This is a genomic window from Arthrobacter sp. TJ-263 (assembly GCF_058269155.1).
This window is the reverse complement of sequence record NZ_JBZCNE010000001.1, coordinates 1,151,232-1,175,892: the sequence shown is the minus strand read 5'-3', so window position 1 is coordinate 1,175,892 and position 24,661 is coordinate 1,151,232. Positions and strand designations below refer to the sequence as shown.

Here is a 24,661-nt window from a genome sequence, read left to right as displayed (position 1 = left end):
GGGTCAGTGCGAGAGGATCTTGCCGAGGAAGTCCTTGGCGCGGTCGCTCTGCGGATTGGTGAAGAACTCCTCGGGTGTGGCCTCCTCCATGATCTGCCCGTCGGCCATGAAGATCACGCGGTCCGCGGCACGGCGGGCGAAGCCCATCTCGTGCGTCACGACGATCATGGTCATGCCCTCCTTGGCGAGCGCGACCATGGCGTCGAGGACCTCGTTGATCATCTCCGGGTCGAGCGCCGAGGTCGGCTCGTCGAACAGCATCACCTTGGGCTTCATGGCGAGGGCGCGTGCGATGGCGACCCGCTGCTGCTGGCCGCCGGACAGCTGGGCGGGGAGCTTCTGCGCCTGGTTGTCGACGCCGACGCGCTTCAGCAGCGACATCGCGAGCTCCTTGGCCTCGCCGCCCTTCATGCCCCTGACCTTGATCGGGCCCAGGGTCACGTTCTCGAGGATCGACTTGTGCGCGAAGAGGTTGAAGGACTGGAACACCATGCCGACGTCGGCGCGCAGCTTCGCGAGGGCCTTGCCCTCCGCGGGAAGGACCTTGCCGTCGATCGCGATCTCGCCGTCGTCGATGGTCTCGAGGCGGTTGATGGCGCGGCACAGGGTCGACTTCCCCGACCCGGAGGGCCCGATCACGACGACGACCTCGCCGCGCCCGACCTCGAGGTTGATGTCGCGCAGGACGTGGAGATCCCCGAAATGCTTGTTCACGTTCCTGAGCGAGACGAGGGGGCTTCCCGAGGACGCGGGCGTAGTCGGTTGCGGTTCACTGGTCATGGGAGAAATGTAGCGAACTATTCCTTGTCAGCAATACACCGGGGTGCGATGGGGGCGATTGTGATTCAAGTGCAATCAGTGCCCTGTCCAGTGGCCTGTCCATCTCCTGAGAACCCGGGTCATTGGTTAGCCTAGGACAATGTCTCACTCCCAGGATCCTTCGGCCGGTGATCGCACCGGACCTTCCACCGCTGACGACGGCGCCGTGCAGGCAGTACCCGACGGCCCCGTGCAGGCCGCGAACGGCACGTCCCGCGCCCGCGCGAACGGGGGGCCCGCACCGGTCCGGGCGACGCGGCACAAGGGTCCGGTGGAACTCCGGCGCGGCCAGGCGGCGGCTCCGCAGTCCGACAGCATGCTGCTGGACGCCGATCCCGGCGGAGGATTCACCCGGACGGATCCGTGGCGGGTGCTGCGTATCCAGAGCGAATTCGTCGAGGGGTTCGGCACGCTGGCCGACCTCGGCCCGGCCATCAGCGTGTTCGGGTCGGCCCGCACGCCGCAGGACTCGTCCTTCTATGCCATCGGCGAGGAGGTGGGCCGGCGCCTCGTGGCAGCCGGGTACGCCGTCATCACCGGGGGAGGCCCCGGCGCCATGGAGGCCGCGAACAAGGGCGCCTGCGAGGCGGGCGGGGTCTCCGTGGGTCTCGGCATCGAACTGCCCTTCGAGCAGGGCATGAACGAGTGGGTGGACCTGGGGATCAACTTCCGGTACTTCTTCGCCCGGAAGACGATGTTCGTCAAGTACGCCAACGGGTTCATCGTGCTGCCGGGCGGCTTCGGGACCCTCGACGAGCTGTTCGAGGCGATGACCCTCGTGCAGACCCGAAAGGTCACCTCCTTCCCGATCGTGCTCATCGGCGTCGACTACTGGCGCCCGCTCCTCGACTGGATCGAGGGCACGCTGCTCGCCGAGGGCACCATCTCGGAGAACGATCTCTCGCTGGTGCAGCTCGTGGACACGGCGGAGGAGGCCGTGCGGATCGTGGCGGCCTCGTCGGGGCACCGGCAGGCCCCGAGTGCCGCATCCGGACACCGCTGACAGGCGATTCTGGCACCATAGCGGTGTGACTATCTTCCTGGTGATCCTCGCCGTCCTGCTCGTGGGAGGGACCGCCGTCCTCGCCGCAGGGCCCCGGCTCCCGGCACTGCTCCGGCGCCCGGGCGTGGCCCTCGGGGCGGGCTCCCGCCAGGCCGGCGGACGGCCCGCGGACGACAGCGGGAGGGGTGGGCCGTCCCGGCCGGACGGCCTCGGCCTCGTCGAGCCGGTGGCGAGCCTGCCCCCCGTGCTGTTGCCGGAGCACCCCTCCGCGCCGGATGTCGACGCCGTGCGGTTCGGCCTCGGGCTCCGCGGCTACCGCATGGACCAGGTGGACGAGGTCCTCGACCGGCTCGCCGCCGCCCTCGCCGAGCGGGACGCCGTCATCGGTGAGCTGCGCTCGCGGCTCGCGGCGCAGGACGTCCGGCGATGAGCGGCGCGGTCCCCGGCTCGGACGGCCGGCCGCGGTGCGGCTGGGCGGTCTCCAGCACCGAGTACGAGCAGTACCACGACCTCGAATGGGGCCGCCCCGTCCGGGACGAGACGGGACTCTTCGAGCGGCTGAGCCTCGAGGCCTTCCAGTCCGGCCTGAGCTGGATCACCATCCTGCGCAAGCGGGAGGCGTTCCGCCGGGCGTTCGCGGGCTTCGTCCCGGAAGCGGTGGCGCTGTTCGACGAGCACGACGTCGAGCGGCTCATGGCCGACGCCGGCATCGTCCGGAACCGGCAGAAGATCGACGCGACGATCGCCAACGCCCGGGCCCTCCTCGCACTCCCGGAGGGCACCACCCTCGGCTCGGTCCTCGAGCGTCACCGCCCTGAGGCGGGCCCTGCCCCCGCCACCCTCGCCGATGTGCCGGCGGTCACCGCGGACAGCACGGCGCTGGCCCGGGACCTCCGCGGCCTCGGGTTCCGCTTCGTGGGCCCGACGACGGCGTACGCCATGCTGCAGGCCACGGGGTACGTCGACGACCACCTCCAGGACTGCTGGGTCCGCGCCTCCGCGGGAGGGACCGTGGAGGCGGGGCAGCCCGCGGGCACCGGCGTGACCGTCAGGACCTCGTCCGACGACGGCACCGCGTGAACCGGACGGGGACCGCCGCGACCGGCTCCACCGCACGGCCGGTCCGTCCACGGGTCCACTGGGCCCTGCAGGTCCTGGCCGTTTTCGCCGCCGGTCGTCTCGTGTCCACCGCGATCCTCCTGCTCGCCGCGGCACGCCAGGGTCCCAGCCCGTGGTCCGGCCCCGCTCCCGGCTACGGCGCCTTCATCAGCTTCTGGGACAGCGGCTGGTACGAGCGGATCTTCACGGAGGGCTACCCGTCCGAACTGCCAAGGGACGCACTCGGCGTGGTGAGCCACAACCAGTGGGCGTTCTACCCCCTGTACCCGGGGCTCGTGCGCGGCCTGGCCGCGGCCACCGGCCTGGGGTGGGGGGCCCTCGCCCCGGTGGTGTCGGTGGCCGCGGCGGCGGCGGCGTCGCTCGTGGTCTACCGCCTGTTCCGGTTGCGATCGGAACACCGGACAGCGCTCGCAGGGGTCGCCGTCGTGTCCTTCGCACCCGTCGCGGCCGTCCTGCAGGTGCCGTACGCCGAGTCGCTGCACCTGCTGCTGCTGGCCACCGCGCTGTACCTCGTCTCCATCGGCCGGTACGTCGCAGCCATGCCCGTCGTCGTGCTCATGGGCCTGGCCCGCCCCGCCGGGGTGCCCTTCGCGATCGCGATCGGCATCCTCTTCCTCCACGCGCTGTGGACTGCGCGCCGCGGCGGTGATCCGGGCGACCGCCACGAGGCGGCCGGACGCCTCGTCCCGCTGTTCCTGCTCGGCGTGGTCTCCTCCGTCGCGGCGGTCGCCTGGCCGCTCATCGCCTGGGCCGCGACCGGGGAACGCGCCGCCTACGTCGCAACGGAGACGGCCTGGCGGGGCGAGGCCCTCGTGCCGTTCCTGCCCTGGTTCCACGCGCCGGCCGCCGTCGTCGGCCCCGCGGCGGGGGCGCTGGTGGTCCTCGGCCTCGTGCTCGGGCTGGCCGGCATGTTCCTCGCACCGTCGGTGCGCTCGATCGGCCTCGTGCCCGGCGCCTGGTGCGCCGCCTACCTGCTCTACCTCGCGGCGTTCTGGGACCCGCAGTCCAGCACCTGGCGCATCCTGCTGCCCCTGTTCCCCCTGGCACTCGCGGTCGCGACCCCGCGCGGGGGGCGCCTGCTCTGGGTGCTCCTGCCGGTCTGCGTGGTCCTGCAGTTCCTGTGGGTGGACCGGCTGTGGGCCTGGACCCCGACCGGCCCGGACGGGGATTATCCACCATGATTGTGATCCACGCCGCACCCGAATTAGCAGGTGCAGGACTTGTGCTGAATAATAAAGGTGATGACGTGCACATCGGGGCCCTGTACAGGTCGCTGCGGTGGAGCACTGTTTACTGACGCGCTGCCGCTGATCGCGGTTGCGCCCTGTTGAAAGGGACACCCCCATGGCTGCCATGAAACCGCGTACCGGCGATGGACCGATGGAAGTCACCAAGGAGGGGCGCAGCCTCATCATGCGGGTGCCGATCGACGGCGGCGGACGCCTCGTCGTCGAACTCAATGCCGAGGAGGCGGGCCGTCTCAAGGATTGCCTGCTCGGCGTCACGAACCAGCTCGCGCGCTAGGTCCCGACGCCGAGCCGTCAGGCGCGCTGCTTGACCGCCAGGAGGAGCCCGCTGCCGGTGGGCAGGAGCGCGGACACGAGGGCGTCGTTCTCGCGGACCATCCGGCCGACCTGACGCAGGGTGTTGGTGGACTGCTCGCGGACGGCCGGCTCCGCCACCCGGTCCTGGTCCAGAGCGTCGTTGACGATCATGATGCCGCCGTCCTTCAGCAGGCGCGTGGCCTGTTCGACGTACACGGGGAGTCCCGGCTTGTCGGCGTCGATGAAGACCAGGTCGTAGGCCGCATCGGTGAGGCGGGGGAGCACGTCCGCGGCGCGCCCGGAGATGGTCCGCGTCCGGTTGGACGGGATGCCCGCCTCCGCGTACGCCTCCCGCGCGGCACGGAGGTGGTCCACGTCGGAGTCGATGGTCGTCAGGACCGCGTTCCGGCCCAGGCCCCGCAGCAGGCAGACACCGGAGACGCCCGCGCCGGCGCCGACCTCGACCGCCGTCGTCGCCTTGGACGCCGCCGCGAGCACGGTCAGGGCCGCCCCGACGGCCGGTGTCACAGGGCTGACCCCGAGTTCGTGGGACCTATCGCGCGCCCTGAGCAGGGTGTCGTCCTCCTCGGGGAGTCCTTCGGTGTAGGACCAGCTGCTGTGTTTGTCGGCGGCCATGGACATCCATTCTGTGAGCGCGGGAGATTTCGGGGGCCGTCGGCAGGCCGGAGCCCCGCCCCAACACTACTGTGCGGCGCGGGCGCACTTCCATGCGGGGACGGGCGCGGGCGTACGCCCGCGCACCTGCCAGCGAGTTCCCAGCTTGGTGGGAAAGACTTTTCGCTCGGGACATCCGGCGCGAGCACAGTCTCGAATCCCTGTCACCACCGTCCGCGCCCCACGGCGACGGGCGGATCAGGTCCGGAAGTCGAGGCGAAGAGGGGAACATGATGTCCAGTGCGAAGGCGGCCCAGGCGACCGGGGAGGAACTCCCTGCCGCGGATGCGCCGATCCTCGATGAGCACGGCAACCCCTGGGTGGCGCCGTCGTGGGAGGAGGTCGTCACCACCTACTCGCCCAAGGTCTACCGGCTGGCCTACCGGCTCACCGGCAACAGGTTCGACGCCGAGGACCTCACGCAGGAGGTCTTCGTCAGGGTCTTCCGCTCGCTCGCGAACTTCAAGCCCGGAACCCTCGACGGCTGGCTGCACCGCATCACCACGAACCTCTTCCTCGACCAGGCGCGCCGCAAGACCCGCATCCGGTTCGACGGGCTGACGGAGGAGGCGGAGAGCCGCCTGCCCAGCAAGCACCCCGGCCCCGAGCGCAGCTTCGAGTTCAACAACCTCGACATCGACGTCCAGGCCGCCCTGGAGGAACTCCCGCCCGACTTCCGCGCCGCCGTGGTGCTCTGCGATCTCGAAGGGCTCGCGTACGACGAGGTGGGCCGGGTGCTCGGGGTCAAGCTCGGCACCGTGCGCTCGCGCATCCACCGGGGCCGGACCATGCTGCGGGAGAAGCTCGCGCACCGCGACCCCCGTACGGCCGGCAGGAGTGGTTCCGCCCTGGGTGTCCCGCGGATCGCGGGCCTGGGCTGAAAGTCATGCTCCATCCCCATCGCTCCCTCCAGGACCTCGTGGACGGTGAGCTGTCGGATCGACGGCGCATCGCCGTGGAACGGCATGTCGCCCGCTGCCCGTCCTGTGCGGCTGCCCTCGTGCGGATCCGCGACCTGAAGAGCACGCTGCTGGGCCTCAGCCGTCCGCAGCCGCATCCGGACTTCCAGCGCCGGCTGCTCTCTTCAGGGCCCGATGGCGCTCCGGAGCCCCGCGGACTCCCTGCCCGCTCGAGTACGGCCTTCGTCGGCGACCACCACGAGCGCGCCGAACCCCGTCGCCTCCGCCCGACGGTCCTCGCCGTGGCCGGCGGCTCCGCCGTCGTCGCCGCCGCCATCCTCGCCTCCGCCTACGTGGTGGGCTCGGAAGCCAGGCCCGTGGCAGGGGGCTCGATGACCGGGGCGGCGGCGGTGCGGTCGGGCTGGGAGGCGGTCGCCCCCCGGACACCGACCTTCCTCGACACGGACCAGCTCGAGACGCTGCGGGCCGGCGGCTGGTACTGCCCGGAACTCGAGGCGCTCGGCTTCACGCTGCAGAGTGCGGAGGGCATCACCGTGGGCGGCAGGCCGACGCTCGAACTCGTCCTCGAGAACGACGGCGACACGGTGACCGTGTACGAGCAGCGGAAGGTCGGCGGCGCGGGCATGGACCGGAGGGCCTCCGCGGCTCCCCGCAACGCCGTCACCGGCAACAGCGTGGTCTCGGACGGTTTCGAGCACGTCGGCGGTGCGGCCCAGGACGTCTGGGTCCGAGCCGGGGCGCCCTGGCAGGCGGTCCTCGATTCGCCATCGGTCACCTACACCGTGGTCTCGGACCTCCCACCGGCCTCCATGCCGCAGACACTCAGCCAGCTCGTCACGACGGAGCACGCCCAGCTCTCCCTCGCTCCGCAGGGGCGGGAGGACTCGATGGTGGGGCGCATCATCCGGGGCCTGTCGATGATCACCCACCCGCAGGACGACGCCGGATAGGTCCGGTGCGGAACGGGAAGGTAGTCTTTTCACGTGTTGGGAATCAACGGTCTCGAACTCGTGGTCCTGGCGCTGATCGCCGTCATGGTGCTCGGCCCGGAGCGGCTTCCGGAGTACGCTGCCCAGCTCGCCCGGCTCGTGAAGGGGCTCCGGCGCATGGCGACCGGGGCACGGGAGCAGCTCCGCGAGGAAGTGGGCCCCGAACTCGACGAGGTGGACTGGCGGAAGCTCGATCCGCGCCAGTACGATCCCCGGCGCATCATCAAGGAAGCGCTGCTCGACGACGTCGAGGACGCCTTCAAGCCCGTCAGTCAGGGCGCCCCCAGAACCGTTCCAGCGGCCGCCACACCGGGCGCCGCGCGCCCCGCCCTCCCCGTGCCGGTGGGCCCCCGGCTGCCCGCGGGCCAGGCCGCGCCGTACGACCTCGAGGCGACCTAGGACCGTTCCCGCGGTGCGTCGGAGCCCTCAGCGGACGCTGACCGGCAGTTTCAGTCCCGCCAGCCCGCGGGGCCGCCGTGCGAGGGCGCCGGCGATGGACTCCAGTTCCGCGCCCGCCGCCGAACCGCCTCCCTGCAGGACGAGCGGCATGCCGGCGTCGCCGCCCTCCCGGAGGGCCACGTCCAGCGGGATGCTGCCGAGCAGCGGGATCTGGGAGCCGAGCGTCGTCGACAACCGCGCTGCGACCGCGCTGCCGCCGCCGGCCCCGAACAGCTCCAGCCGGGTGCCGTCGGGGAGTTCGAGCCAGGACATGTTCTCGATGACCCCGGCGACGCCCTGCCCGGTCTGCGCGGCCATGGCACCGGCCCGCTCGGCGACGTCCGCGGCAGCGCTCTGCGGCGTGGTGACCACCAGCAGCTCGGAGGCCGGGAGCAGCTGGGCGACGGAGATGGCGATGTCGCCGGTGCCCGGGGGGAGGTCCAGGAACAGCGCGTCGAGGTCCCCGAAGTAGACGTCCGTGAGGAACTGCTCGAGGGCGCGGTGCAGCATGGGGCCGCGCCAGGAGATGGGCTGGTTGCCCTCGACGAACATGCCGATCGAGATCACCTTCACGCCGTGGGCGACCGGCGGCAGGATGAGTTCGTCCACCCGTGTGGGCTGCTGCGTGATGCCCATGAGGGCGGGGACGGAGAAACCGTAGACGTCGGCGTCCACGATGCCCACGCGGAGACCCTGCGCGGCCATGGCGACGGCGAGGTTGACCGTGACGCTCGACTTGCCGACGCCGCCCTTGCCGCTCGCCACCGCGTAGACCCGGGTCAGCGATTCGGGATCGTTGAAGGGGATGCCGCGGCGCCCGCCCGCGCCCTTCAGCTGCTCCTTCAGGGCGTCGCGCTGCTGCTGGGTCATGACCCCGAGGTCCACCTCGGTGCCGTCCACGCCGTCGACGGCGGAGAGGGCCGCCTCGGCATCATGCACGATGGTGTCGCGCAGCGGGCAGCCCGCGATGGTCAGCAGGACGCGGATCCGCACCGTCCGCCCGACGATCTCCACGGACTCGAGCATGCCGAGCTCGGTGATGGGACGGCGCAGCTCGGGATCGATGACCGTGTCCAGGGCCGAGCGCACGGCCTCCTCGGTGGGCAGGTCGCGGCTCACCGGGACTGTTTCCTCCCGGCGGCCGGGACCTTCGGCAGGGCGACGGTGTTCTCGGACGGCTTGCGCGGTTTCCGCTTCTGCAGCGTGAGTTCCTGCCCGTCCGTCGTCTCGAGCAGCTCCTCCAGGATGGACCGGAGCTCGGAGCGCACGTAGTCGCGGGTGGCGACCTCGCGCAGTGCGATGCGCAGCTCGGCGATCTCCCGCGTCAGGTACTCGGTGTCCGACAGGTTCCGTTCGGCGCGCTGGCGGTCCTGCCGCAGCGAGACCCTGTCGCGGTCGTCCTGCCGGTTCTGGGCGAGCAGCAGCAGGGGAGCCGCGTAGGAGGCCTGGAGGGACAGCATCAGGGTGAGCGCGGTGAACCCGAGCGCCGCGCTGTCGAAGCGGAAGTCCGCCGGCGCGAAAGTGTTCCAGACGAGCCAGATGATGCAGAACACCGTCATGTACAGCAGGAACTGGGGCGTGCCCATGAAGCGGGCGAAGTTCTCCGTCGCGCTGCCGAAGCGGTCCGGGTTGGGCCGCGGCCTCAGGAGGAAGCGCTTCCGGACCACCCGGGGCGTGTCCAGTCCACGTGAGCTCGACCTGATCTTCTCAACCACGGCGGTCGCCTCGCTTCTGTACGGGTGCATCGTCCTGTGCCCGCCAGTCGTCGGGCAGCAGGTGGTCCAGCACGTCGTCGACGGTCACGGCGCCGACGAGTCGGCCCTCCGTGTTGACGACGGGCAGCGAATTCAGATTGTAGGTCGCGAGGATGCGCGACACCTCGCTGACGTTCGACTGGTCGCCGATCGCCTCGAGGTCGGTGTCGATGATGTTGCCGAGGGGCTCCGGCGGTGGGTAGCGCAGCAGCTGCTGGATGTGCACGACGCCGAGGTAGCGGCCGGTCGGCGTCTCCAGGGGTGGGCGGCAGACGAAGATCGAGGACGCCAGCGCGGGGGTCAGTTCCTCACGCCGCACGTGGGCGAGTGCCTCCGCGACGGTCGCCTCCGGCGGCAGGATCACCGGCACGGTGGTCATGAGGGACCCTGCGGTGTCCTCCTCGTACTCGAGCAGGCGGCGCACGTCCTCGGCGTCGTCGGGCTCCATGAGTTGGAGGAGCTCCTCCTTCTGCGCCTCGGGGAGCTCGTTGAGGAGGTCCGCGGCGTCGTCGGGGTCCATCTCCTCGAGGACGTCGGCCGCTCGCTCGCGCGTCAGGGACGTCAGGATCTGGACCTGGTCGTGATCGGGCAGTTCCTGCAGCACGTCGGCGAGCCGGTCGTCCTGCAGTTCGCCGGCCACCTCGATGCGCCGCTTGTCGTTCATCTCGTGCAGGGCGTCCGCGAAGTCGGCGGCCTTGAGGTCGTCATGCTGGGCGACGAACTGGGTGGCTCCCTGCGGTTCGTCCGTGGTGCCGTGGAAGGCGTCGAGCCAGTCGATGATGAGGCGTTCCCCGCCGCGGCGCAGCCCGCGCAGGGGCGACGAGCCGCCGCGGCGCACGAAGAGCTGCGACACGTGCCAGTCGCCGGTCCTGTTGCGCTCCATCGCGACGTCCTCGACGACGGCGTTCCCGCTGCCGTCACGCAGGGTCAGGCGGCGGTCGAAGAGTTCGGCGACCATGAGCATCTCGGCGCCGCGCTGCTCGAAGCGGCGCAGGTTGACGAGGCCGGTGCAGATGATCTGGGACGGGTCCATGGAGGTGATGCGGGTCATGGGCACGAAGACGCGCTTCTTGCCGGGCACCTCGACGACGAGGCCGATGACCTGCGGCGGTTTGGTGGGGCCGCGGTCCAGCACGACGGCGTCCCGCAGGCGACCGAGGCGGTCACCGAGCGGGTCGAAGACGTCGAGGCCCAGGAGTCGGGCCACGAAGACGCGGGTCGAGTTGGTAGTCACCTCCCTAGGCTATCGGGCGCGGCACGTCAGGACGGCATCAGAGTTGGTCGGGGCGACACCCGTCCAGCCACCGGTCAGGACACGTCCAGCGGACCGGCAGTTCTCTCCGGGCGAAGTGCCTCCCATCAGCCGGAGCGGTAGGCAAGAATGGAGAGCATGTCCACACCACCACTTGGAACCACCGCCGCCCGCGACCTCGGCCGGGTACTGCCCACGGGCGAGCCGATCGGCCGGTACACCAGCTACCTGGATGCCCAGAAGGCCGTCGACTACCTCGCCGACAACAAGTTCGCGGTTCAGCGGGTGGCCATCATCGGCAACGACCTGAAGACCGTGGAACGGGTCACGGGGCGCCTCAGCTACCCTCGGGTGGCGCTCGGCAGTGCGGCGACCGGCGCATGGTTCGGCCTGTTCGTGGGACTCATCCTCAGCCTGTTCGCGGGGAGCGAGTCGGGGGTCACCATCACCTCGTCGATCGTCCTCGGCGCCATCTTCTGGCTGCTCTTCGGTGTCATCACCTACGCGTTCCAGCGGGGCAAGCGCGATTTCACCTCGACCAGTCAGGTCGTGGCGACGAGCTACGACGTGATCGTCGAACCGGAGCTCGCCGCGGAGGCCCGCAGGCTCCTGCAGCAGCTGCCCATGAACGGCCAGGCGCAGCATCCGGGCGCCAACCCCTCCGCCTGGGGGCAGGCACCGGGCCGGCAGCCGGGCCAGCCGCCGCAGCGCCCCGCCTCGTGGAACGACCCCTACGCGGGTCAGCAGCAGCCGCAGCCGCAGCAGGAGACCCAGCCGGAGCAGCCCGGGCCGGACGAGGGCCAGACCGCAGGCCTCGGCACCACGGGTCCCCGGCGGGGACAGTTCCCCGACCTCCCGGACGGACGGCCGCAGTACGGCGAACGCGTGGACGGCCAGGGGGACGGGACGCCCGCGGCGGGCCCCGGCGACAGCACCCGCACCGGACCCGGACCGCGTGCCGACGGCGGCGGGCACGGCTCGACCGCGGCAGGCGGGCAGCGCTAGAGCCCGGGCGGCGTCGGACGACGACGGCGCCCGACGCACGAAGGCAGGGACCCGACCGGGGTCCCTGCCTTCGTTCCTTGGTTGCGCCGGTCGGGCTACTCGCCGGTGCTGCCCCAGATGCCACCCATCCAGTCCTCGACGTCCCCGGGCGTGCGGGGGAGGGCCGCGCTGAGGTTGACCGGGCCCTCGGCCGTCATGAGGATGTCGTCCTCGATGCGTACGCCGATCCCGCGGTACTCCTCGGGGACCGCGAGATCCTCGGCCTTGAAGTAGAGGCCCGGTTCGATGGTGAACACCATGCCTTCGGTGAGGACCCCGTCGAGGTAGAGCTCGCGTTTGGCCTGGGCGCAGTCGTGGACGTCCATGCCGAGGTGGTGGCTGGTCCCGTGCGGCATCCACCGCCGGTGGTGCTGGCCCTCGGGTGCCAGCGCCTCCTCGAGGGAGACGGGCAGGAGTCCCCAGGCATCCAGGTTCTCGGCGAGCACGGTGACCGCGGCGTGGTGGATCTCGCGGAACTTCCGGCCGGGCCGGGCCGCCGCGAAACCGGCGTCGGCGGCGTCGAGCACCGCCTGGTAGATCCGGCGCTGCACCTCGGTGTACCGTCCGTTCACCGGCAGGGTGCGGGTGATGTCGGCGGTGTAGAGGCTCTCGGCCTCGACTCCGGCGTCCAGCAGGATCAGATCCCCGGCACGGACATGACCCGTGTTGCGGATCCAGTGCAGCGTGGTGGCGTTGTTGCCGGAGGCGGCGATGGTGTCGTACCCGAGGTCGTTGCCCTCCTCGCGGGCACGGGTGAAGAACGCGCCTTCGACGACCCGCTCCCCGCGTGGGTGCGTGATGGCGCGCGGGAGGGTCCGGACCACCTCGTGGAAGCCCTCGACCGTCGCGGCGACGGCCGCCTCCATCTGCTCGATCTCCCAGGCGTCCTTGACGAGCCGCAGCTCGGACAGCACCTCGGCGAGCACGGCGTCGAGGGCATCGGCCTTCTCGAGGTCCACCCCGGTGTTGATCCGCGAGGTGTCGACGAGGGCATCGGCGTTGAAGTCGACCTCGCGGAGCAGGCGGATGCCGACGCCGCCGATCTCGACCACGCCGGCGTCCTTCGTGATGGCGACCTCGAGCCCGGCGAGATCGGCGGTCCTCAGCGCGAGCTGGGCCTCGATCTGGGCCATGGACAGGCGCTGGCCGATCCAGAACTCGCCGTAGCGGGCGTTCGCATAGAACTCGTCGCTGTCGCGTCCGGCGGGTTCGCGGAAGTACAGCGTTGCGGTGTGGTTGCCGCCGTCGTCGCCGGTGCCCTGCTCCACGGGCTCGAGGACGAGCACGGCGTCGGGCTCGTGGTCGAGGCCGAGGCCGGTCAGGTGGGCGAAGCCGGAATGGGGGCGGTAGCGGTAGTCGGTGTCGTTCGAGCGCACCTTGAAGGGGCCCGCGGGGACCACGATGCGCTCGCCGGGAAAGCGGTCGGAGATGGCCCGCCGGCGGCGTGCGGCGTGCGGGGCGACGGGCGACGCGGCGGGGAGTTCCCCGGAGGCCGGTGCCCAGTTGCCCGCCATGAAGGCCTTGAAGGCCTCGGAGTCGGGCCGCTGGGAGCGGTTGTCGTTCCGGTCCGAGAGGGCCTGGCCCTCGGGGGAGTTAGTGGGATTCAGGGATGCGGGTGCGGTGTCGTCAGAGCTCACCCCGTCATCCTCCCACCGAGGCCGTACCGCGGGAAAGTCTGGCCCCGGAGCGAGGACGGGCATGTGGCGGGGAGGATCATCCCGGTGAGCGGCGCATCCGGGCGCGAGGCAGCCGGGACGGTCGCAGGCGTCCTGGCGAGGCCTCGCGCCGGGTACGCGTAGATTGGATCCGGTGAGAATCGATCTGCACACGCATTCCAACGTCTCGGACGGCACCGAGGACCCCGACGTCCTCATCCGGTCCGCGGCAGCCGCGGGGCTGGACGCCGTCGCCCTCACCGACCACGACTCGACGGCCGGCTGGGACCGGGCCCGGGCCGCAGCCACCACCCTCGGCATCGCCTTCATCCCCGGCATGGAGGTGTCCTGCCAGACGGACACGGGCATCAGCGTGCACGTGCTCTCCTATCTGCACGACCCGCTGCATCCCGGTCTGCTCACCGAGATCGAGAAGTCGCGGACGGCCCGCCTGACGCGTGCACGCCGCATGGTCGAACTGATGGGGGAGGACTTCCCGATCACCTGGGAGCTCGTGGAGCAGCACGTGACGGAGGGTGCCACCGTGGGGCGCCCGCACATCGCCGATGCGCTGATCACGCTCGGCATCGTGGCCACGCGATCCGAGGCCTTCGAGACCATCCTGACCGCGCGCTCACCCTACTGGGTCAGCCACTACGCACCGCATCCCGCGCACGCCGTCGCGCTCATCCGCGACGCCGGCGGGGTCCCCGTCTTCGCCCACCCGTCGGCCTTCACCCGAGGCGCCGTGGCGGGCGGAGCCGTCCTCGACGAGATGATCGACGCGGGTCTGCTGGGCCTCGAGGTGGAACACCGGGACAACCCCGAGAGCGCCCGCGTGAAGCTGCGGCGGATCGCGCGGAACCGCGGACTGCTCATGACGGGCTCGAGCGACTACCACGGGCGCGGCAAGCCGAACCTGCTGGGCGAGAACGTCACCGCGCAGGAGACCTTCGACGCCATCCGGGCCCTCGCCACGGGCGCGGCGGTCGGCTAGGACCGGGGCGGCGCCGAAGGCTGTCGATCGTCAGTGGGATCACCTCGCGGCAGGCGCGACCACGACGGCTGGCGAGCCCTGATTGACCGGGTTGGCACTGGACGAGGGAGCGACCACGCCGAACTCGTACCCCTTGGCCCGCAGTGCGTCGATGGTCCTGGCCAGGTAGGTCCACTGGGACGCGGGGCAGGATAGGACGTCCTCGGCGTCGTGGAGCAGGATCATCGCGCCCGGCGCAGCCTCCGCCATCACGAACTTCTGGACGCCGGCCGCACCGGGGCATTCGAAATCGCCTGGATTGCCGACGTTCCAGCGCCAGAGGACCCCGCCGCTCATCCCGATGGTCCTGAGGTAGCCCGTGGCGGAGGAGGTGCTGTTGCCGTACGGGAAGCGCATGAGCTTGGGCGCCTCACCCGTGACGGTCCTGATGGCGGCATTGGTCCGGTCGATCTGCTGCTTCTGCCTCGTCGCACTGATGCTGGGGAAATCGGGGTGGTCCCACGAGTGGTTGCCGATCACGTGCCCCTCGGCCTTGATTCGGCGGACGAGATCGGGGTAGCGCTCAACGTTGGAGCCCTGGACGAAGAACGTCGCCTTGACGTTCTTCTGCTTGAGGACGTCGAGGACGAACGCGGTGCGCTCGGGCGAGGGCCCGTCGTCGAAGGTCAGGCCGATCAGGGGTTTGTCGGCGGCCTGTGCGGGCGACATGGGGCTTCCGCCCAGCAGTGCGAGGACCAGGCTCGCGGTGGCCAGGGCGGTGACGGCGACCTTGTTCTTCTTCATAGTGCTCAGCTCCCGTTCTCGACGCTTGGGTCCAGCCTTGCTCGATGAGCACACTACGACTGCCGGGGGGCACTGTAAACACTCGCGCGCGAAGGGCTGGCGGGGCGTAGTACGCGTTTCCCTCCGGCCGGTACGCTCCGATGCAGGCGACAGTCCGGGGATCGCCGGCCCGCGGCGACGTCAGGTCCAGGCCGCCAGACGGGTCCGCATGACCTCGATGGCCTGTGGGTTGCTGTCCACGCAGACGAAGCGGCGGCCCAGCTTCCCCGCGACGGCGCCGAGCGTCCCGGACCCCGCGAAGAAGTCGAGCACCCAGTCGCCCTCGCGGCTGCTCGCCGCCACGGCGCGGCGCAGCAGGCCCTCCGGTTTCTGGGTGGGGTAGCCCGTTTTCTCCCGACCCGTGGGGGACACGATGGTGTGCCACCAGACGTCGGTCGGCAGTTTGCCGAGGGCCGCCTTCTCCGCCGTCACCAGGCCCGGTGCCATATAGGGTTCGCGGTCCACCTCGGCGCTGTCGAAGTGGTAGCCGGACGGGTTCTTCACGTACACGAGGATGTTGTCGTGTTTCGCGGGCCATCGGCGTTTCGCCCGGGCGCCGTAGTCGTAGGCCCAGATGATCTCGTTCAGGAAGCAGTCCCGCCCGAACAGGGCGTCCAGCATGACCTTGGCGTAGTGCACCTCGCGGTAGTCCAGGTGCACGTAGAGCGTGCCGTCGTCGGCGAGGAGCCGCCAGGCCTCGGCGAGGCGTGGCGCCAGGAAGTCCCAGTAGTCCTCGAAGGCGTCGTCGTAGCTCGCGAGCGCTCCCTTGACCGTCGAGTAGGACTTGCCCTTGAACCCCACACGGTCTCCGGAACCCCCGACCGCGCGCACCATGGTGGTCTGCTGGCGGCGCTGGACCCGTCCGGTGTTGAACGGCGGATCCACGTAGATCATCGTGAAGGCGGCGTCCGGCAGCAGGGCCAGGTACTCCGCGTTGTCGGCGTGCACCACGAGGTTGGCGCCGTCCGGGCTCCACGGGGGAGCCGCGGACGGCGCAGGAAGCTCGGTCACCGAGCGCTAGTCCTCTGCGCCGCCGGCAGGATTAGCGACGACCTCGCCGTTGCGGCGCCGGGTCCGGCTGCGGCGCGGCCGGTCACCCGACGGTGCCTCACCCTCACCGGCCCGACGGCGTCCGCCGCCGGTCGCACCGTCGGTGGTGCCGGCCGACGCCGCCGGAGCGCCCTGGGCGGCCGGTGCGTCGGCGTCCTGGCTCCGGTTGCCCCCGCGACCCCGGCCGCGCGAGCCGCGTGACCCCTCGCCCGATGCTCCACCCGCGTCGCCGTCGCGGCGCTGTCCGCCGCGTCCACCCGACTGCGAACGCCCACGTCCGCCGTCGCGTCCGCCGTCGGTCCGTGCGTCCGGGCGTCCGCCGCCGCGCTTGCCGGTCTCGCCGAGGTCCTCGAGCACCTCGGCGTTGATCCCCGCGAGCCTGCGGTCCTTGCGGGGCAGGCGTCCCTTGGTGCCCTCGGGGATGTCGAGCTCCGCGTACAGGTGCGGTGACGACGAGTAGGTCTCCACGGGCTCCGGCGCGTCGAGTCCGAGGGCCTTGTTGATGAGGCCCCAGCGCGGGAGATCGTCCCAGTCCACGAAGGTGACCGCCGTCCCCTTCTTGCCGGCACGGCCCGTGCGGCCGACGCGGTGCAGGTAGGCCTTCTCGTCCTCGGGGCACTGGTAGTTGATGACGTGCGTGATGTCCTCGACGTCGATGCCGCGGGCGGCGACCTCGGTGGCGACGAGGACGTCGATCTTGTCGCCGCGGAAGGCGCGCAGGGCCTGCTCGCGGGCGCCCTGGCCGAGGTCCCCGTGGATGGCACCGGCCGCGAACCCGCGGTCGATGAGCTCCTCGGAGAGCTTCGCGGCGGTGCGCTTGGTCTTGCAGAAGATGATCGTGCGCCCGCGGTGGCGGGACTGCAGGATCCGGGCGACGACCTCGGCCTTGTCCAGGTTGTGCGCGCGGTAGATGACCTGGCGGATGTCCTTCTTGGTGATGCCCTCGTCCTCGGGGTCCGCGGCCCGGATGTGCGTGGGCTGGGTCATGTAGCGGCGGGCCATCGCGATGACGGGACCGGGCATGGTCGCGGAGAACAGGAGCGTCTGGCGCACGGGGGGAGTCGCGGCGATGAGGGTCTCGACGTCGGGCAGGAAGCCGAGATCGAGCATCTCGTCGGCCTCGTCCAGCACCACGATCTTCACGTTCTTGAGGACGAGCAGCTTCTGCTTGTACAGGTCGATCAGGCGCCCGGGCGTTCCGACCACGATCTCGACGCCCTTCTTGATGGCCTCGATCTGCGGTTCGTACGCGCGTCCGCCGTAGATGGTGACGATGCGCGCGTTGCGCTTCTTCGCCGCCGTCGTCAGGTCGCTCGCGACCTGGACCGCGAGCTCGCGGGTCGGCACGACGACGAGCGCCTGCGGGGCGCCGGGCACCGGGAGGCGGTCGTAGCCCTCGTCCTCCGGGCCGACGACGCGCTGGATGGCGGGGATGCCGAATCCGAGGGTCTTGCCCGTTCCGGTCTTCGCCTGGCCGATGATGTCGTGGCCGCCGAGGGCGATCGACAGGGTCATCGCCTGGATGGGGAAGGGGTGGATGATCCCGGCGTCGGCGAGGGACTCGACGATGTCGGGGCGGACGTTGAAGTCCGCGAAGGTCTCCGGCACGGCCGCGTGCGGCTCCGCCGTGGTGATCAGCGTCTCCTCGACGTCGATGACGTCGGGGGAGTTGTCCGCGACGAGGTGGTGGCTGTCGGCCACGGTGTCGCCGGCGCCTGTGTTCGTATCGTGGTGTGTGTTCTGCACGTTCTACCGTTCATTCAGGCCGAGCGGCCGCTGAGGCTCGACGCTTCGAATGGGATCCATCCGCGGCGGAGCGTATCGGCGGGCGCAGGGCGTCCAGTGGAAGCCGATCGCGGGCTTGCGACTGCGTGCGGGCGGCGGAGTGAGACCTGCGCCTGCGGGGAACTCGGGATCGAGTAGGTACTGCGGGTTATCGAGGGATAACGACCGGGCATCCATTACTACACGGCAAGCCTACCCTGCCCGCCCCCTGCGCGGCGTCATCGCGGGCTGCGTGAGGGCGCGTCCGTCGGCTTCACCTCGAAGCGGATGCGCCGGCGCGCGATGTCGGCTTCCAGCAGGACCACCGTGACCCGTTCCCCGGCCACCAGCTCTCCGTAGCAGGTGGCCTCGAGTGCGGGTTCGGTGACCTGCACGGTCCCGGACAGGCGGGGTGCCTGCTTCCCGGGTGCATCCTCGATCGCCGGGGGTGAGCCCTGCAGGACGACGGCGGAGAAGGCCTCGCCGATGCGGTTGCTCAGCAGTGCGGCCTGCACCGCGTCCATGGCCCCCGAGTCGAGGCGGGACGCCGTCTGGTTCGACGACGCCATGAGCGCGTTGAGTTCCGGCAGGGCCGCCCGGACCCAGGCGGGCACCTCGTTCTCGCTGCACAGCGACTCGCACGTCACGAGCACGAAGCGGTCCACGAGCCGCCGGAGGGGAGCGGTGGCATGCGCGTACGGTGCGGCGATGGCCGACTGCACGACGGCGTCCGGTACCTCGCCGTCGAACGCCGTGTACCCTGCGCCGCGGAACAGCGACGCGGCCGCGTGCATGAGGGCGAGATGCCGGGGTTCGGCGACGTCGAGGGTGCGGAGGAAGGCGCCGTAGGGCATGTCCGGGGGCCAGGGGTGCTCGAGCGCCTCGGACTGGCGCCGGAACTTGCCGAGGGCGCCGTCGTCCGGCTCGGGCATCGTCCGCAGGATGCCGATGCCGCCGTCGAGCATCATGCGCGCGGCGGCCATGCCCGTCATGAGCGAGATCTGGGCGTTCCAGTCCTCGCACGGCAGGGCCGGTTCCGTGATGATGCCGTAGCTCCCGCCGGCATAGATGATCTCCTGGCGTGGCAGGTTGAGGCTCGCGCCCCCGCGATCGAGTTCCTGCCGGATCCGGAGCAGGCCGATCTCCTGCAGGAGCATGAGCTGCTCGTCGGCGGTGCCGGCGTCGATCTCCGCCTGCACCTGCGCGTACGTGAGTTGGCGGCGGCTGCGGACCGTGGCGCGGCGGACGGTGGCGGATTCGACCTCCGCCGCGGCGTCCAGCAGGAAGTGCCAGACGAACGCGGGGCGGTCGCGGTCGGGGAGCAGGCTCGCCGCATCCTCCGAGATGACCTCCGGGTGGAGGGAGATCCGCCCGTCCGGCGCGTAGAGGGTCTGCCCGCGGAGTCTCGCCTCGGCGTCGATCGCACCCCCGGCCTCGACGAAGAGCGGTACGTCGGCGATGGCGTACCAGACCTCGTACGCCGCAGACCCGGTACCCCGGCGGCGTGCGAAGTGCACCGCCTGGTCGAGGTCGGTGGAGCCGGGCGGGTCGATCGTCAGGAAGGGCAGTGCGCGGAGGTCGGTGGAGGGCAGGGTGTGCGCGGCCACCGAGGCGTCGGCCTCGTGCAGGACGCCCTCGGGAAACTGCTCGCGGATGCCGAGTTCCTCGCGGAGGGATCGCAGCGACTCGGTGAGGCGCTGGTGAGACTCCCGATCCCTGAGGTCCATATGCTGTGCGGGCACAGGCAATACGGTAATGCACGTCGCAGACTTCCGGCAGTCGCAGTCGCAGGCGCAGCGGCGCGGACCCGGGATCGGGCACTACCGGGGGCGGAGCGACGCCGCAGCCTTCGGGACGCGGCGCCGGCCTTCGGGACGCGGTTCCGCCGCGTGTCCGGTCCCTTCGCCTGCTAGATGGGCAGGACGAGCGCCATCCGGCGGGTGACGGACAACGCACCGACCGCAGAGACGAGCGCGGGATCGGCCGTCATCCGCGAGCACCGGCAGGTCGTGCCTGGTCCCCCGGTGAAAGGTGACGGGCAGAGACCCGCGACGGCGGTTCGGGACGGACCCTGGCGGGGCGGGGCAGGTTGCCGCACCCCCTGGAGTGCGTACTCTTAGCAGAATGAACAACGGCTCCTCCGACAGCACGGCCCTCTCGGCAACCGAACGGAAGCGCGCCGGGTCCGTCGGGCCCTCGGCGGCCGCGCCCAAGAGCCCGTCCCCCGCGCCGGCTCCCACGGGCGCCGCGAGTGTCACAGGTGCGCACGTGAGCAGCGCGGACGAGGGTCCGACGGCCCCGGCCGCGGCGAGCACCGTCCCGGACGGTGTCGAGGACCCGCTGGCGAATCCCGTCTATGCGCGCTTCATCACCGATCTGCTCGGCGTCGTCGCCTATGGAGAGCTGTCCGGCTTCGAGCGCCTGTCCTCGGATGCACGCTTCTCACCGAGTCTCGCCGACCGTGCGAGCCTCGGCCGCCTCGCCGTGCAGGAATTCGAGCACTTCGAGATGGTGGGCCGGTTCGTAGGCGAACTCGGCGTCACGATCGAGGAGGCGATGGCACCCTTCCAGCCCTCGATCGATGCCTTCCATGAGCGAACCCGCCCGGGCGACTGGTACGAATCGCTCATGAAGGCCTACGTCCTCGACGCCTTCTCCAGGGACTTCTACCGATCGCTGGCCGACACCCTCGATCCGCGGACCCGCCGGCTCATCAGCACCATCGACTCCGGGGAAGGGGCCGCCCACCTGCAGCGCCGCCTCAGGGAGGCGCTCTCCGACGATCCCCGCCTCGCGTCGCGCCTCGCCCTGTGGGGGCGCCGGCTCGTGGGCGAGGCGCTGACCCAGGCGCAGCGCGTGGGCATCGAACGCGGGGACCTGGCCGGCCTCCTGTTCGCCGACGAGCCGGACCACACGCAGCACACGACGGCGCTCTTCTCCGAGCTCACCCGCAACCACTCACGGCGCATGAGTGCGCTGGGGCTCACCGCGTAGGGCTGCCTGCAACGCAGGAGGGCCCGCAGCCGGTGGCTGCGGGCCCTCCTGTCGCCGGTCCTGCTCTCCGGCTGCCGTTCGGGGTACTCGGTACTGCTAGAGCGCACCGAACCCGACGCGGCGGGTCTCCTCGGCGCCGATCTCGACGTAGCCGAGGACGCCCGTCGGGACGATCACGAGGCGGCCCTTGGAATCCTTGAGCCGCAGCTCCGTGCCGCCCAGGGCCTGCCCCACGAGCTCGGCGATGGCGTCCGCGCTCTCGGAGGATTCGAGGATGATCTCCCGGTTGACGTTCTGGATACCGATCTTGACTTCCACGGCGCGTGCCTCCTGTTGTGTGAGCCTGGTGCTGCTTCGAAACCTACCCTAGATCTCCTTGGGGAAACGGCTGATTCCGCGCCAAGCTAAACGGTAGATCAGCTCCGCCGCGGCATCGATGTCGAGGCTCCCGTCGGTCTCCAGCCAGTAGCGCGCGCTGATCTGCGCCATGCCCGCCAGGCCGCGGCCGAGCAGGGTCGCCTCCACCATGGACAGCTGGGTGTCGTCGGCGATCACCCCGGCGATCGCGCCCGCGAAGTGGGCGTTGAAGGCCTCCAGCCGGCTGCTGACATCGGGCTCGTTGCTGATGTCGGATTCGAAGACCAGCCGGTGCGCCTTGCTGTCCTGGGCGATGAACTGGAAGTAGGCGCGCATGGTCGCGTGCACGCGCAGCTTGTTGTCGTCGGTGGAGCGCAGGGCATCGACCAGCAACTGCGTCAGCTCGGCCAGGTGGCTGTCCAGCAACGCGAGGTAGAGGTCCCGCTTGCCGGGGAAGTGCTGGTACAGCACGGGCTTGCTCACCCGGGCCGCCACCGCGATGTCATCCATGGCGGCCCCGTGGTAGCCGTTGCCCACGAAGACCTCCTGGGCTGCCGCCAGGAGCTGGCGACGGCGCTCGTCCCGCGGTAGCCGGACGGCCTTTCCTGCGGCGGTCGGTTCAACACTCACGGGGGGCGATCCTCGGTTCAGCGGTCGGGGGGGGGGGCGTCGGACCAGTTTACCCACCCCGGGCGGCTGGCCCGGCCGTGCGGGCGCGGAATACCCTTGGGCATGACCGTTACCACTTCGTCCGCGCATGCCCCCGAGAACAGCCCGGCGGGCCTGCCGCCCCTGGTCGACGCCGTCGGGAGCCTGACCCGGGAGGAGACCCTGCGCTACTCGCGGCACCTCATCATCCCCGGCTTCGGCACCGAGGCGCAGTTGCGGCTGAAGAACGCCCGCGTCCTCGTGATCGGCGCCGGCGGGCTGGGCTCACCCGCCCTCCTGTACCTCGCGGCGGCGGGCGTCGGCACGTTGGGCATCGTGGACGACGACGACGTCGAGCTCTCCAACCTGCAGCGCCAGGTCATCCACGGCGTCCCGGACCTCGGCCGGTCGAAGGCCGAATCGGCGCGCGACAGCATCCTCGCACTGAATCCGCTGGTCGAGGTGGTCCTGCACGAGGAGCGGCTCGACACCTCCAACGCCCTGGCACTCTTCTCCGGGTACGACCTCGTCCTCGACGGCACGGACAACTTCGCCACGCGCTACCTCGTCAACGACGCGGCGGCCATCCTCGGCAAGCCGTACGTCTGGGGCTCCATCCTGCGTTTCGACGGGCAGGTCAGCGTCTTCTGGCAGGACCGCGGCCCCACCTACCGCGACCTGTACCCGGATGCCCCGCCGCCCGGCTCCGTGCCGTCCTGCGCGGAAGGCGGTGTGCTGGGCGTCCTGTGCGCCCAGATCGGGTCCGTGATGGTGAACGAAGCCATCAAGCTCATCACCGGCGTCGGCCGGATCCTCCTCGGCAGGGTGCTGGTGTTCGACGCCCTGGACATGAGCTGGCGGGAAGTGCGCGTGAGGCCGGATCCGACGGCTCCGCGCATCACCGGACTGATCGACTACGAGCAGTTCTGCGGACTGCCCTCCGCGTCCGCCGCGGCGACGGGGCAGGATCCGGCGGAGGTGCCCACCGTGTCCGTCGGGGAACTCGCGGAGCTCCTCGCCGCGCGGGCGGCGGGCTCCGCGGATTTCGACCTGCTGGACGTCCGGAACCCGGAGGAGCACGCGATCGTGAGCATCGACGGTGCGATGCTCGTCCCGAAGCCCCTGATCCTCGAAGGAACCGCCGCCGTGGACAGCACGAGGACGGTCTACGTGCACTGCAAGTCCGGGGTCCGTTCGGCCGACGTCGTGCGCCACCTCCGCAGCAGGGGTCACCGGGACGTCTGGTCGGTGGACGGAGGCATCATCGAATGGGTACGGGCGATCGAACCGGAGAAGATGACCTACTAGGATCCACCGGGACCCGGTGGGCCGGACGTCCGGTGGTGCACCGGCGCCCGACGGTCAGGCGCTCTGCGCGGGCCGTTCGTGGTCCACGGGACACACGGCACCGTCGAGGTGGGCATGGTCGGTGTGGAGGGCGGCGGGTGCTCCCGCAGCCGGGGCGGTGACGGCGGCCGACGGCGCAGGTACCACGTCGATGCCGTAGAGGGCCTCGAGGGCTGCGGTGTATTCGTCCTGGCGTCCCTCTGCGGCGAGCTCGCGGGCACGGACGGTGGGGACGTGCAGGAGCTGGCGGACCATGCGCCGCAGGGCGAACTCGACCTCCTCCGCGGCGGCGGTGCAGCCGTGCTGGGCACGGACGCGCTCCATCTCCGCGTCGAGGACTGTCTGGGTGTGTTGGCGGAGGGCCACGATGGCCGCATTCATCGCCCGCGTGGCCTGCTGCTCCTCGAAGGAACGCGCGGCCTCGCGCACGAGGTCGCCGGCCTGCACCAGGGCGTCGGCCTGCTCCTCGGGTGCCGCCGCGCGGACGGATTCAAGGGTGATGAGCTCGACGCCGTCGAGGGTCGCGACGGCGGGGTCGAAGTCGTGGCTCAGGGCCAGATCGATGATGACGAGCGGACGGGCACTGCCTTCGCGTACCCGCTCGATGTCGGCGGCGTCGATGCGTGCGTCACTGCCGCTGCAGCCGATGACCACGTCCGCCCGGCGCATGGCGGCCGGCAGGTCCGTGGCCGCGAGCGCCGTCCCGCCGCGGGTAGCGACGAAGGCCTGGGCCCGCCCGGAGGAGGAGAAGACCGAGACGTCGGTGCACCCCTTGTCCTTGAGGGCTGCCATCGTGGCCCCGGCGTAGGCTCCCGTGCCGAACAGCACCACGGTCTTGGCCGACCAGTCGGCATCCTCGGAGAGGTCGCCGGCCAGCTCGAGGGCCACGGAGACGATGGACCGACCCCGGCTGCCGAGCGCCGTCTGCGCGCCGACGTCCTTCGCGGTCCGGGAGGCAGCCTGGAAGAGGCGGACGAGGCCGCCGCTGGCGGCACCCGAGCCCTGGGCCTCGATGAGGGCCCGACGGACCTGGCCGGCGATCTCCCGTTCGCCGATGACGGCCGAATCGAGGCCTGCACCGACGGCGAAGAGGTGTTCGGCCACATCCTGGCCGGTGTGCGTCTCGAAGGACGAGGACACGGACTGCTCGGGGATGCCCGAGTACTCGCTCACGGCCGCCACGATCGCGGAACGGGCAGCCTCGATGTCGTCCTCGGACGGGGCTTCGGCGTAGATCTCGAAGCGGTTGCAGGTCGCGAGGACCACGGCGCCGGAGACGGACCGGTCCTCGGCGAGCGCAGCAGAAGGGACCTGGGGCGCCCCGACGCTGAGTCGGGCAACGGTTTCCAGGTCCACATTCGAATGTGTCGCGACAAGTGAAAGAAGTACCACAGCGCTCCGATCATATCGAGGACGGGGACCTTCCACCGAATAGGCAAGGCTTACCCGAGGCTTGCATTCCGCGGAAAC

At 70.8% G+C, this 24,661-nt stretch carries 25 protein-coding genes; 12 read left to right on the top strand and 13 right to left on the bottom strand.

Going from position 1 to position 24,661, the window contains the following annotated elements; all coding sequences use genetic code 11:
* Positions 1-3: 3 nt before the first annotated feature.
* Complete coding sequence (locus AC4D2F_RS05515) at positions 4-780, bottom strand: amino acid ABC transporter ATP-binding protein (RefSeq protein ID WP_104166024.1); 777 nt, start codon at positions 778-780, stop codon at positions 4-6.
* Positions 781-919: 139 nt separating this feature from the next.
* Here AC4D2F_RS05515 and AC4D2F_RS05510 point away from each other — a divergent pair, with 139 nt between their 5' ends.
* The 5 genes from AC4D2F_RS05510 to AC4D2F_RS05490 all read left to right on the top strand — a co-directional run bounded on the left by AC4D2F_RS05510 (position 920) and on the right by AC4D2F_RS05490 (position 4,465).
* A complete protein-coding gene (locus AC4D2F_RS05510; protein ID WP_490909784.1) occupies positions 920-1,822 on the top strand; it encodes an LOG family protein in 903 nt (300 codons plus the stop codon).
* Between the two features lie 25 nt (positions 1,823-1,847).
* On the top strand, positions 1,848-2,252 hold the full coding sequence (locus tag AC4D2F_RS05505; protein ID WP_104166020.1) for a DivIVA domain-containing protein: 405 nt from the start codon (positions 1,848-1,850) through the stop codon (positions 2,250-2,252).
* Positions 2,249-2,902, top strand: a complete 654-nt coding sequence (locus AC4D2F_RS05500) for a DNA-3-methyladenine glycosylase I (RefSeq protein ID WP_490909783.1) — start codon at positions 2,249-2,251, stop codon at positions 2,900-2,902. The genes AC4D2F_RS05505 and AC4D2F_RS05500 overlap by 4 nt, the downstream gene beginning before the upstream one ends.
* Positions 2,899-4,122 carry a hypothetical protein gene (locus AC4D2F_RS05495; protein WP_490909782.1) on the top strand — a complete coding sequence of 408 codons (1,224 nt, stop codon included), beginning with the start codon at positions 2,899-2,901 and terminating at the stop codon, positions 4,120-4,122. Before AC4D2F_RS05500 ends, AC4D2F_RS05495 begins: the two co-directional genes overlap by 4 nt.
* A gap of 163 nt (positions 4,123-4,285) precedes the next feature.
* On the top strand, positions 4,286-4,465 hold the full coding sequence (locus AC4D2F_RS05490) for a DUF3117 domain-containing protein (RefSeq protein ID WP_104166016.1): 180 nt from the start codon (positions 4,286-4,288) through the stop codon (positions 4,463-4,465).
* A gap of 17 nt (positions 4,466-4,482) precedes the next feature.
* Here the strand turns inward: AC4D2F_RS05490 and AC4D2F_RS05485 are convergent, their stop codons facing one another.
* Positions 4,483-5,121 carry an O-methyltransferase gene (locus tag AC4D2F_RS05485; protein ID WP_104166014.1) on the bottom strand — a complete coding sequence of 213 codons (639 nt, stop codon included), beginning with the start codon at positions 5,119-5,121 and terminating at the stop codon, positions 4,483-4,485.
* 269 nt (positions 5,122-5,390) lie between these two features.
* Here AC4D2F_RS05485 and sigE point away from each other — a divergent pair, with 269 nt between their 5' ends.
* From sigE to AC4D2F_RS05470, 3 genes are read left to right on the top strand one after another with little or no spacing between them, the layout of a single operon-like run.
* Positions 5,391-6,041, top strand: coding sequence for an RNA polymerase sigma factor SigE (sigE, locus tag AC4D2F_RS05480; RefSeq protein WP_490909781.1), 651 nt, complete (start codon positions 5,391-5,393; stop codon positions 6,039-6,041).
* Positions 6,042-6,046: 5 nt separating this feature from the next.
* A complete protein-coding gene (locus AC4D2F_RS05475) occupies positions 6,047-7,030 on the top strand; it encodes an anti-sigma factor family protein (RefSeq protein WP_490909780.1) in 984 nt (327 codons plus the stop codon).
* Positions 7,031-7,063: 33 nt separating this feature from the next.
* Positions 7,064-7,468 (top strand): twin-arginine translocase TatA/TatE family subunit, encoded by a 405-nt coding sequence (locus tag AC4D2F_RS05470; RefSeq protein ID WP_490909779.1) that lies wholly within the window; start codon positions 7,064-7,066, stop codon positions 7,466-7,468.
* A gap of 27 nt (positions 7,469-7,495) precedes the next feature.
* Here AC4D2F_RS05470 and AC4D2F_RS05465 read toward each other — a convergent pair whose 3' ends face one another.
* From AC4D2F_RS05465 to AC4D2F_RS05455, 3 genes are read right to left on the bottom strand one after another with little or no spacing between them, the layout of a single operon-like run.
* Complete coding sequence (locus tag AC4D2F_RS05465; RefSeq protein ID WP_258069741.1) at positions 7,496-8,626, bottom strand: Mrp/NBP35 family ATP-binding protein; 1,131 nt, start codon at positions 8,624-8,626, stop codon at positions 7,496-7,498.
* The gene (locus AC4D2F_RS05460; RefSeq protein ID WP_490909778.1) at positions 8,623-9,222 is read right to left on the bottom strand and encodes a DUF1003 domain-containing protein; all 600 of its coding nucleotides are present in this window, start codon (positions 9,220-9,222) and stop codon (positions 8,623-8,625) included. The genes AC4D2F_RS05465 and AC4D2F_RS05460 overlap by 4 nt, the downstream gene beginning before the upstream one ends.
* Positions 9,215-10,495, bottom strand: coding sequence for a magnesium transporter MgtE N-terminal domain-containing protein (locus AC4D2F_RS05455; protein WP_104166007.1), 1,281 nt, complete (start codon positions 10,493-10,495; stop codon positions 9,215-9,217). Before AC4D2F_RS05455 ends, AC4D2F_RS05460 begins: the two co-directional genes overlap by 8 nt.
* A 156-nt stretch (positions 10,496-10,651) precedes the next feature.
* Between AC4D2F_RS05455 and AC4D2F_RS05450 the strand changes: the two genes are divergently transcribed.
* Entirely contained in the window at positions 10,652-11,518 is an 867-nt protein-coding gene (locus AC4D2F_RS05450; protein WP_490909777.1) for a general stress protein, read from the top strand.
* Positions 11,519-11,613: 95 nt separating this feature from the next.
* On the opposite strand, the gene AC4D2F_RS05445 is transcribed toward AC4D2F_RS05450, so the two are convergent.
* Positions 11,614-13,257 carry an aminopeptidase P family protein gene (locus AC4D2F_RS05445; RefSeq protein ID WP_490909776.1) on the bottom strand — a complete coding sequence of 548 codons (1,644 nt, stop codon included), beginning with the start codon at positions 13,255-13,257 and terminating at the stop codon, positions 11,614-11,616.
* A 109-nt stretch (positions 13,258-13,366) separates the two neighbouring features.
* Here AC4D2F_RS05445 and AC4D2F_RS05440 point away from each other — a divergent pair, with 109 nt between their 5' ends.
* Positions 13,367-14,209, top strand: a complete 843-nt coding sequence (locus AC4D2F_RS05440; protein WP_490909775.1) for a PHP domain-containing protein — start codon at positions 13,367-13,369, stop codon at positions 14,207-14,209.
* Positions 14,210-14,248: 39 nt separating this feature from the next.
* Here AC4D2F_RS05440 and AC4D2F_RS05435 read toward each other — a convergent pair whose 3' ends face one another.
* From AC4D2F_RS05435 to AC4D2F_RS05420, 4 genes are all read right to left on the bottom strand, one after another.
* Positions 14,249-14,992 (bottom strand): polysaccharide deacetylase family protein, encoded by a 744-nt coding sequence (locus AC4D2F_RS05435; protein WP_104166000.1) that lies wholly within the window; start codon positions 14,990-14,992, stop codon positions 14,249-14,251.
* Positions 14,993-15,172: 180 nt separating this feature from the next.
* Complete coding sequence (locus AC4D2F_RS05430) at positions 15,173-16,042, bottom strand: DNA-methyltransferase (RefSeq protein ID WP_104165998.1); 870 nt, start codon at positions 16,040-16,042, stop codon at positions 15,173-15,175.
* A 6-nt stretch (positions 16,043-16,048) separates the two neighbouring features.
* Positions 16,049-17,782, bottom strand: coding sequence for a DEAD/DEAH box helicase (locus AC4D2F_RS05425; protein WP_490910525.1), 1,734 nt, complete (start codon positions 17,780-17,782; stop codon positions 16,049-16,051).
* A gap of 302 nt (positions 17,783-18,084) precedes the next feature.
* A complete protein-coding gene (locus AC4D2F_RS05420; protein ID WP_490909774.1) occupies positions 18,085-19,587 on the bottom strand; it encodes an RNB domain-containing ribonuclease in 1,503 nt (500 codons plus the stop codon).
* Between the two features lie 382 nt (positions 19,588-19,969).
* Between AC4D2F_RS05420 and AC4D2F_RS05415 the strand changes: the two genes are divergently transcribed.
* On the top strand, positions 19,970-20,839 hold the full coding sequence (locus AC4D2F_RS05415) for a ferritin-like fold-containing protein (RefSeq protein WP_490909773.1): 870 nt from the start codon (positions 19,970-19,972) through the stop codon (positions 20,837-20,839).
* Positions 20,840-20,935: 96 nt separating this feature from the next.
* On the opposite strand, the gene AC4D2F_RS05410 is transcribed toward AC4D2F_RS05415, so the two are convergent.
* Positions 20,936-21,157 (bottom strand): DUF3107 domain-containing protein, encoded by a 222-nt coding sequence (locus AC4D2F_RS05410; RefSeq protein ID WP_104165992.1) that lies wholly within the window; start codon positions 21,155-21,157, stop codon positions 20,936-20,938.
* A 48-nt stretch (positions 21,158-21,205) separates the two neighbouring features.
* Positions 21,206-21,826, bottom strand: coding sequence for a TetR/AcrR family transcriptional regulator (locus AC4D2F_RS05405; RefSeq protein WP_258069737.1), 621 nt, complete (start codon positions 21,824-21,826; stop codon positions 21,206-21,208).
* Between the two features lie 102 nt (positions 21,827-21,928).
* Here AC4D2F_RS05405 and moeB point away from each other — a divergent pair, with 102 nt between their 5' ends.
* Positions 21,929-23,152 carry a molybdopterin-synthase adenylyltransferase MoeB gene (gene moeB / locus AC4D2F_RS05400; RefSeq protein ID WP_490909772.1) on the top strand — a complete coding sequence of 408 codons (1,224 nt, stop codon included), beginning with the start codon at positions 21,929-21,931 and terminating at the stop codon, positions 23,150-23,152.
* A gap of 54 nt (positions 23,153-23,206) precedes the next feature.
* Here moeB and AC4D2F_RS05395 read toward each other — a convergent pair whose 3' ends face one another.
* The gene (locus AC4D2F_RS05395; protein ID WP_490909771.1) at positions 23,207-24,583 is read right to left on the bottom strand and encodes a glutamyl-tRNA reductase; all 1,377 of its coding nucleotides are present in this window, start codon (positions 24,581-24,583) and stop codon (positions 23,207-23,209) included.
* Positions 24,584-24,661 lie beyond the last annotated feature (78 nt).

Excerpts from the sequence above, each read along its gene's own strand:
- AC4D2F_RS05475 (WP_490909780.1), top strand. The coding sequence starts at position 6,047 with ATGCTCCATCCCCATCGCTCCCTCCAGGACCTCGTGGACGGTGAGCTG.
- AC4D2F_RS05435 (WP_104166000.1), bottom strand. The coding sequence starts at position 14,992 with ATGAAGAAGAACAAGGTCGCCGTCACCGCCCTGGCCACCGCGAGCCTG.
- AC4D2F_RS05515 (WP_104166024.1), bottom strand. The coding sequence starts at position 780 with ATGACCAGTGAACCGCAACCGACTACGCCCGCGTCCTCGGGAAGCCCC.
- AC4D2F_RS05485 (WP_104166014.1), bottom strand. The coding sequence starts at position 5,121 with ATGGCCGCCGACAAACACAGCAGCTGGTCCTACACCGAAGGACTCCCC.
- AC4D2F_RS05490 (WP_104166016.1), top strand. The coding sequence starts at position 4,286 with ATGGCTGCCATGAAACCGCGTACCGGCGATGGACCGATGGAAGTCACC.
- AC4D2F_RS05415 (WP_490909773.1), top strand. The coding sequence starts at position 19,970 with ATGAACAACGGCTCCTCCGACAGCACGGCCCTCTCGGCAACCGAACGG.
- sigE (WP_490909781.1), top strand. The coding sequence starts at position 5,391 with ATGATGTCCAGTGCGAAGGCGGCCCAGGCGACCGGGGAGGAACTCCCT.
- AC4D2F_RS05445 (WP_490909776.1), bottom strand. The coding sequence starts at position 13,257 with ATGCCCGTCCTCGCTCCGGGGCCAGACTTTCCCGCGGTACGGCCTCGG.
- AC4D2F_RS05500 (WP_490909783.1), top strand. The coding sequence starts at position 2,249 with ATGAGCGGCGCGGTCCCCGGCTCGGACGGCCGGCCGCGGTGCGGCTGG.
- AC4D2F_RS05510 (WP_490909784.1), top strand. The coding sequence starts at position 920 with ATGTCTCACTCCCAGGATCCTTCGGCCGGTGATCGCACCGGACCTTCC.
- moeB (WP_490909772.1), top strand. The coding sequence starts at position 21,929 with ATGACCGTTACCACTTCGTCCGCGCATGCCCCCGAGAACAGCCCGGCG.
- AC4D2F_RS05450 (WP_490909777.1), top strand. The coding sequence starts at position 10,652 with ATGTCCACACCACCACTTGGAACCACCGCCGCCCGCGACCTCGGCCGG.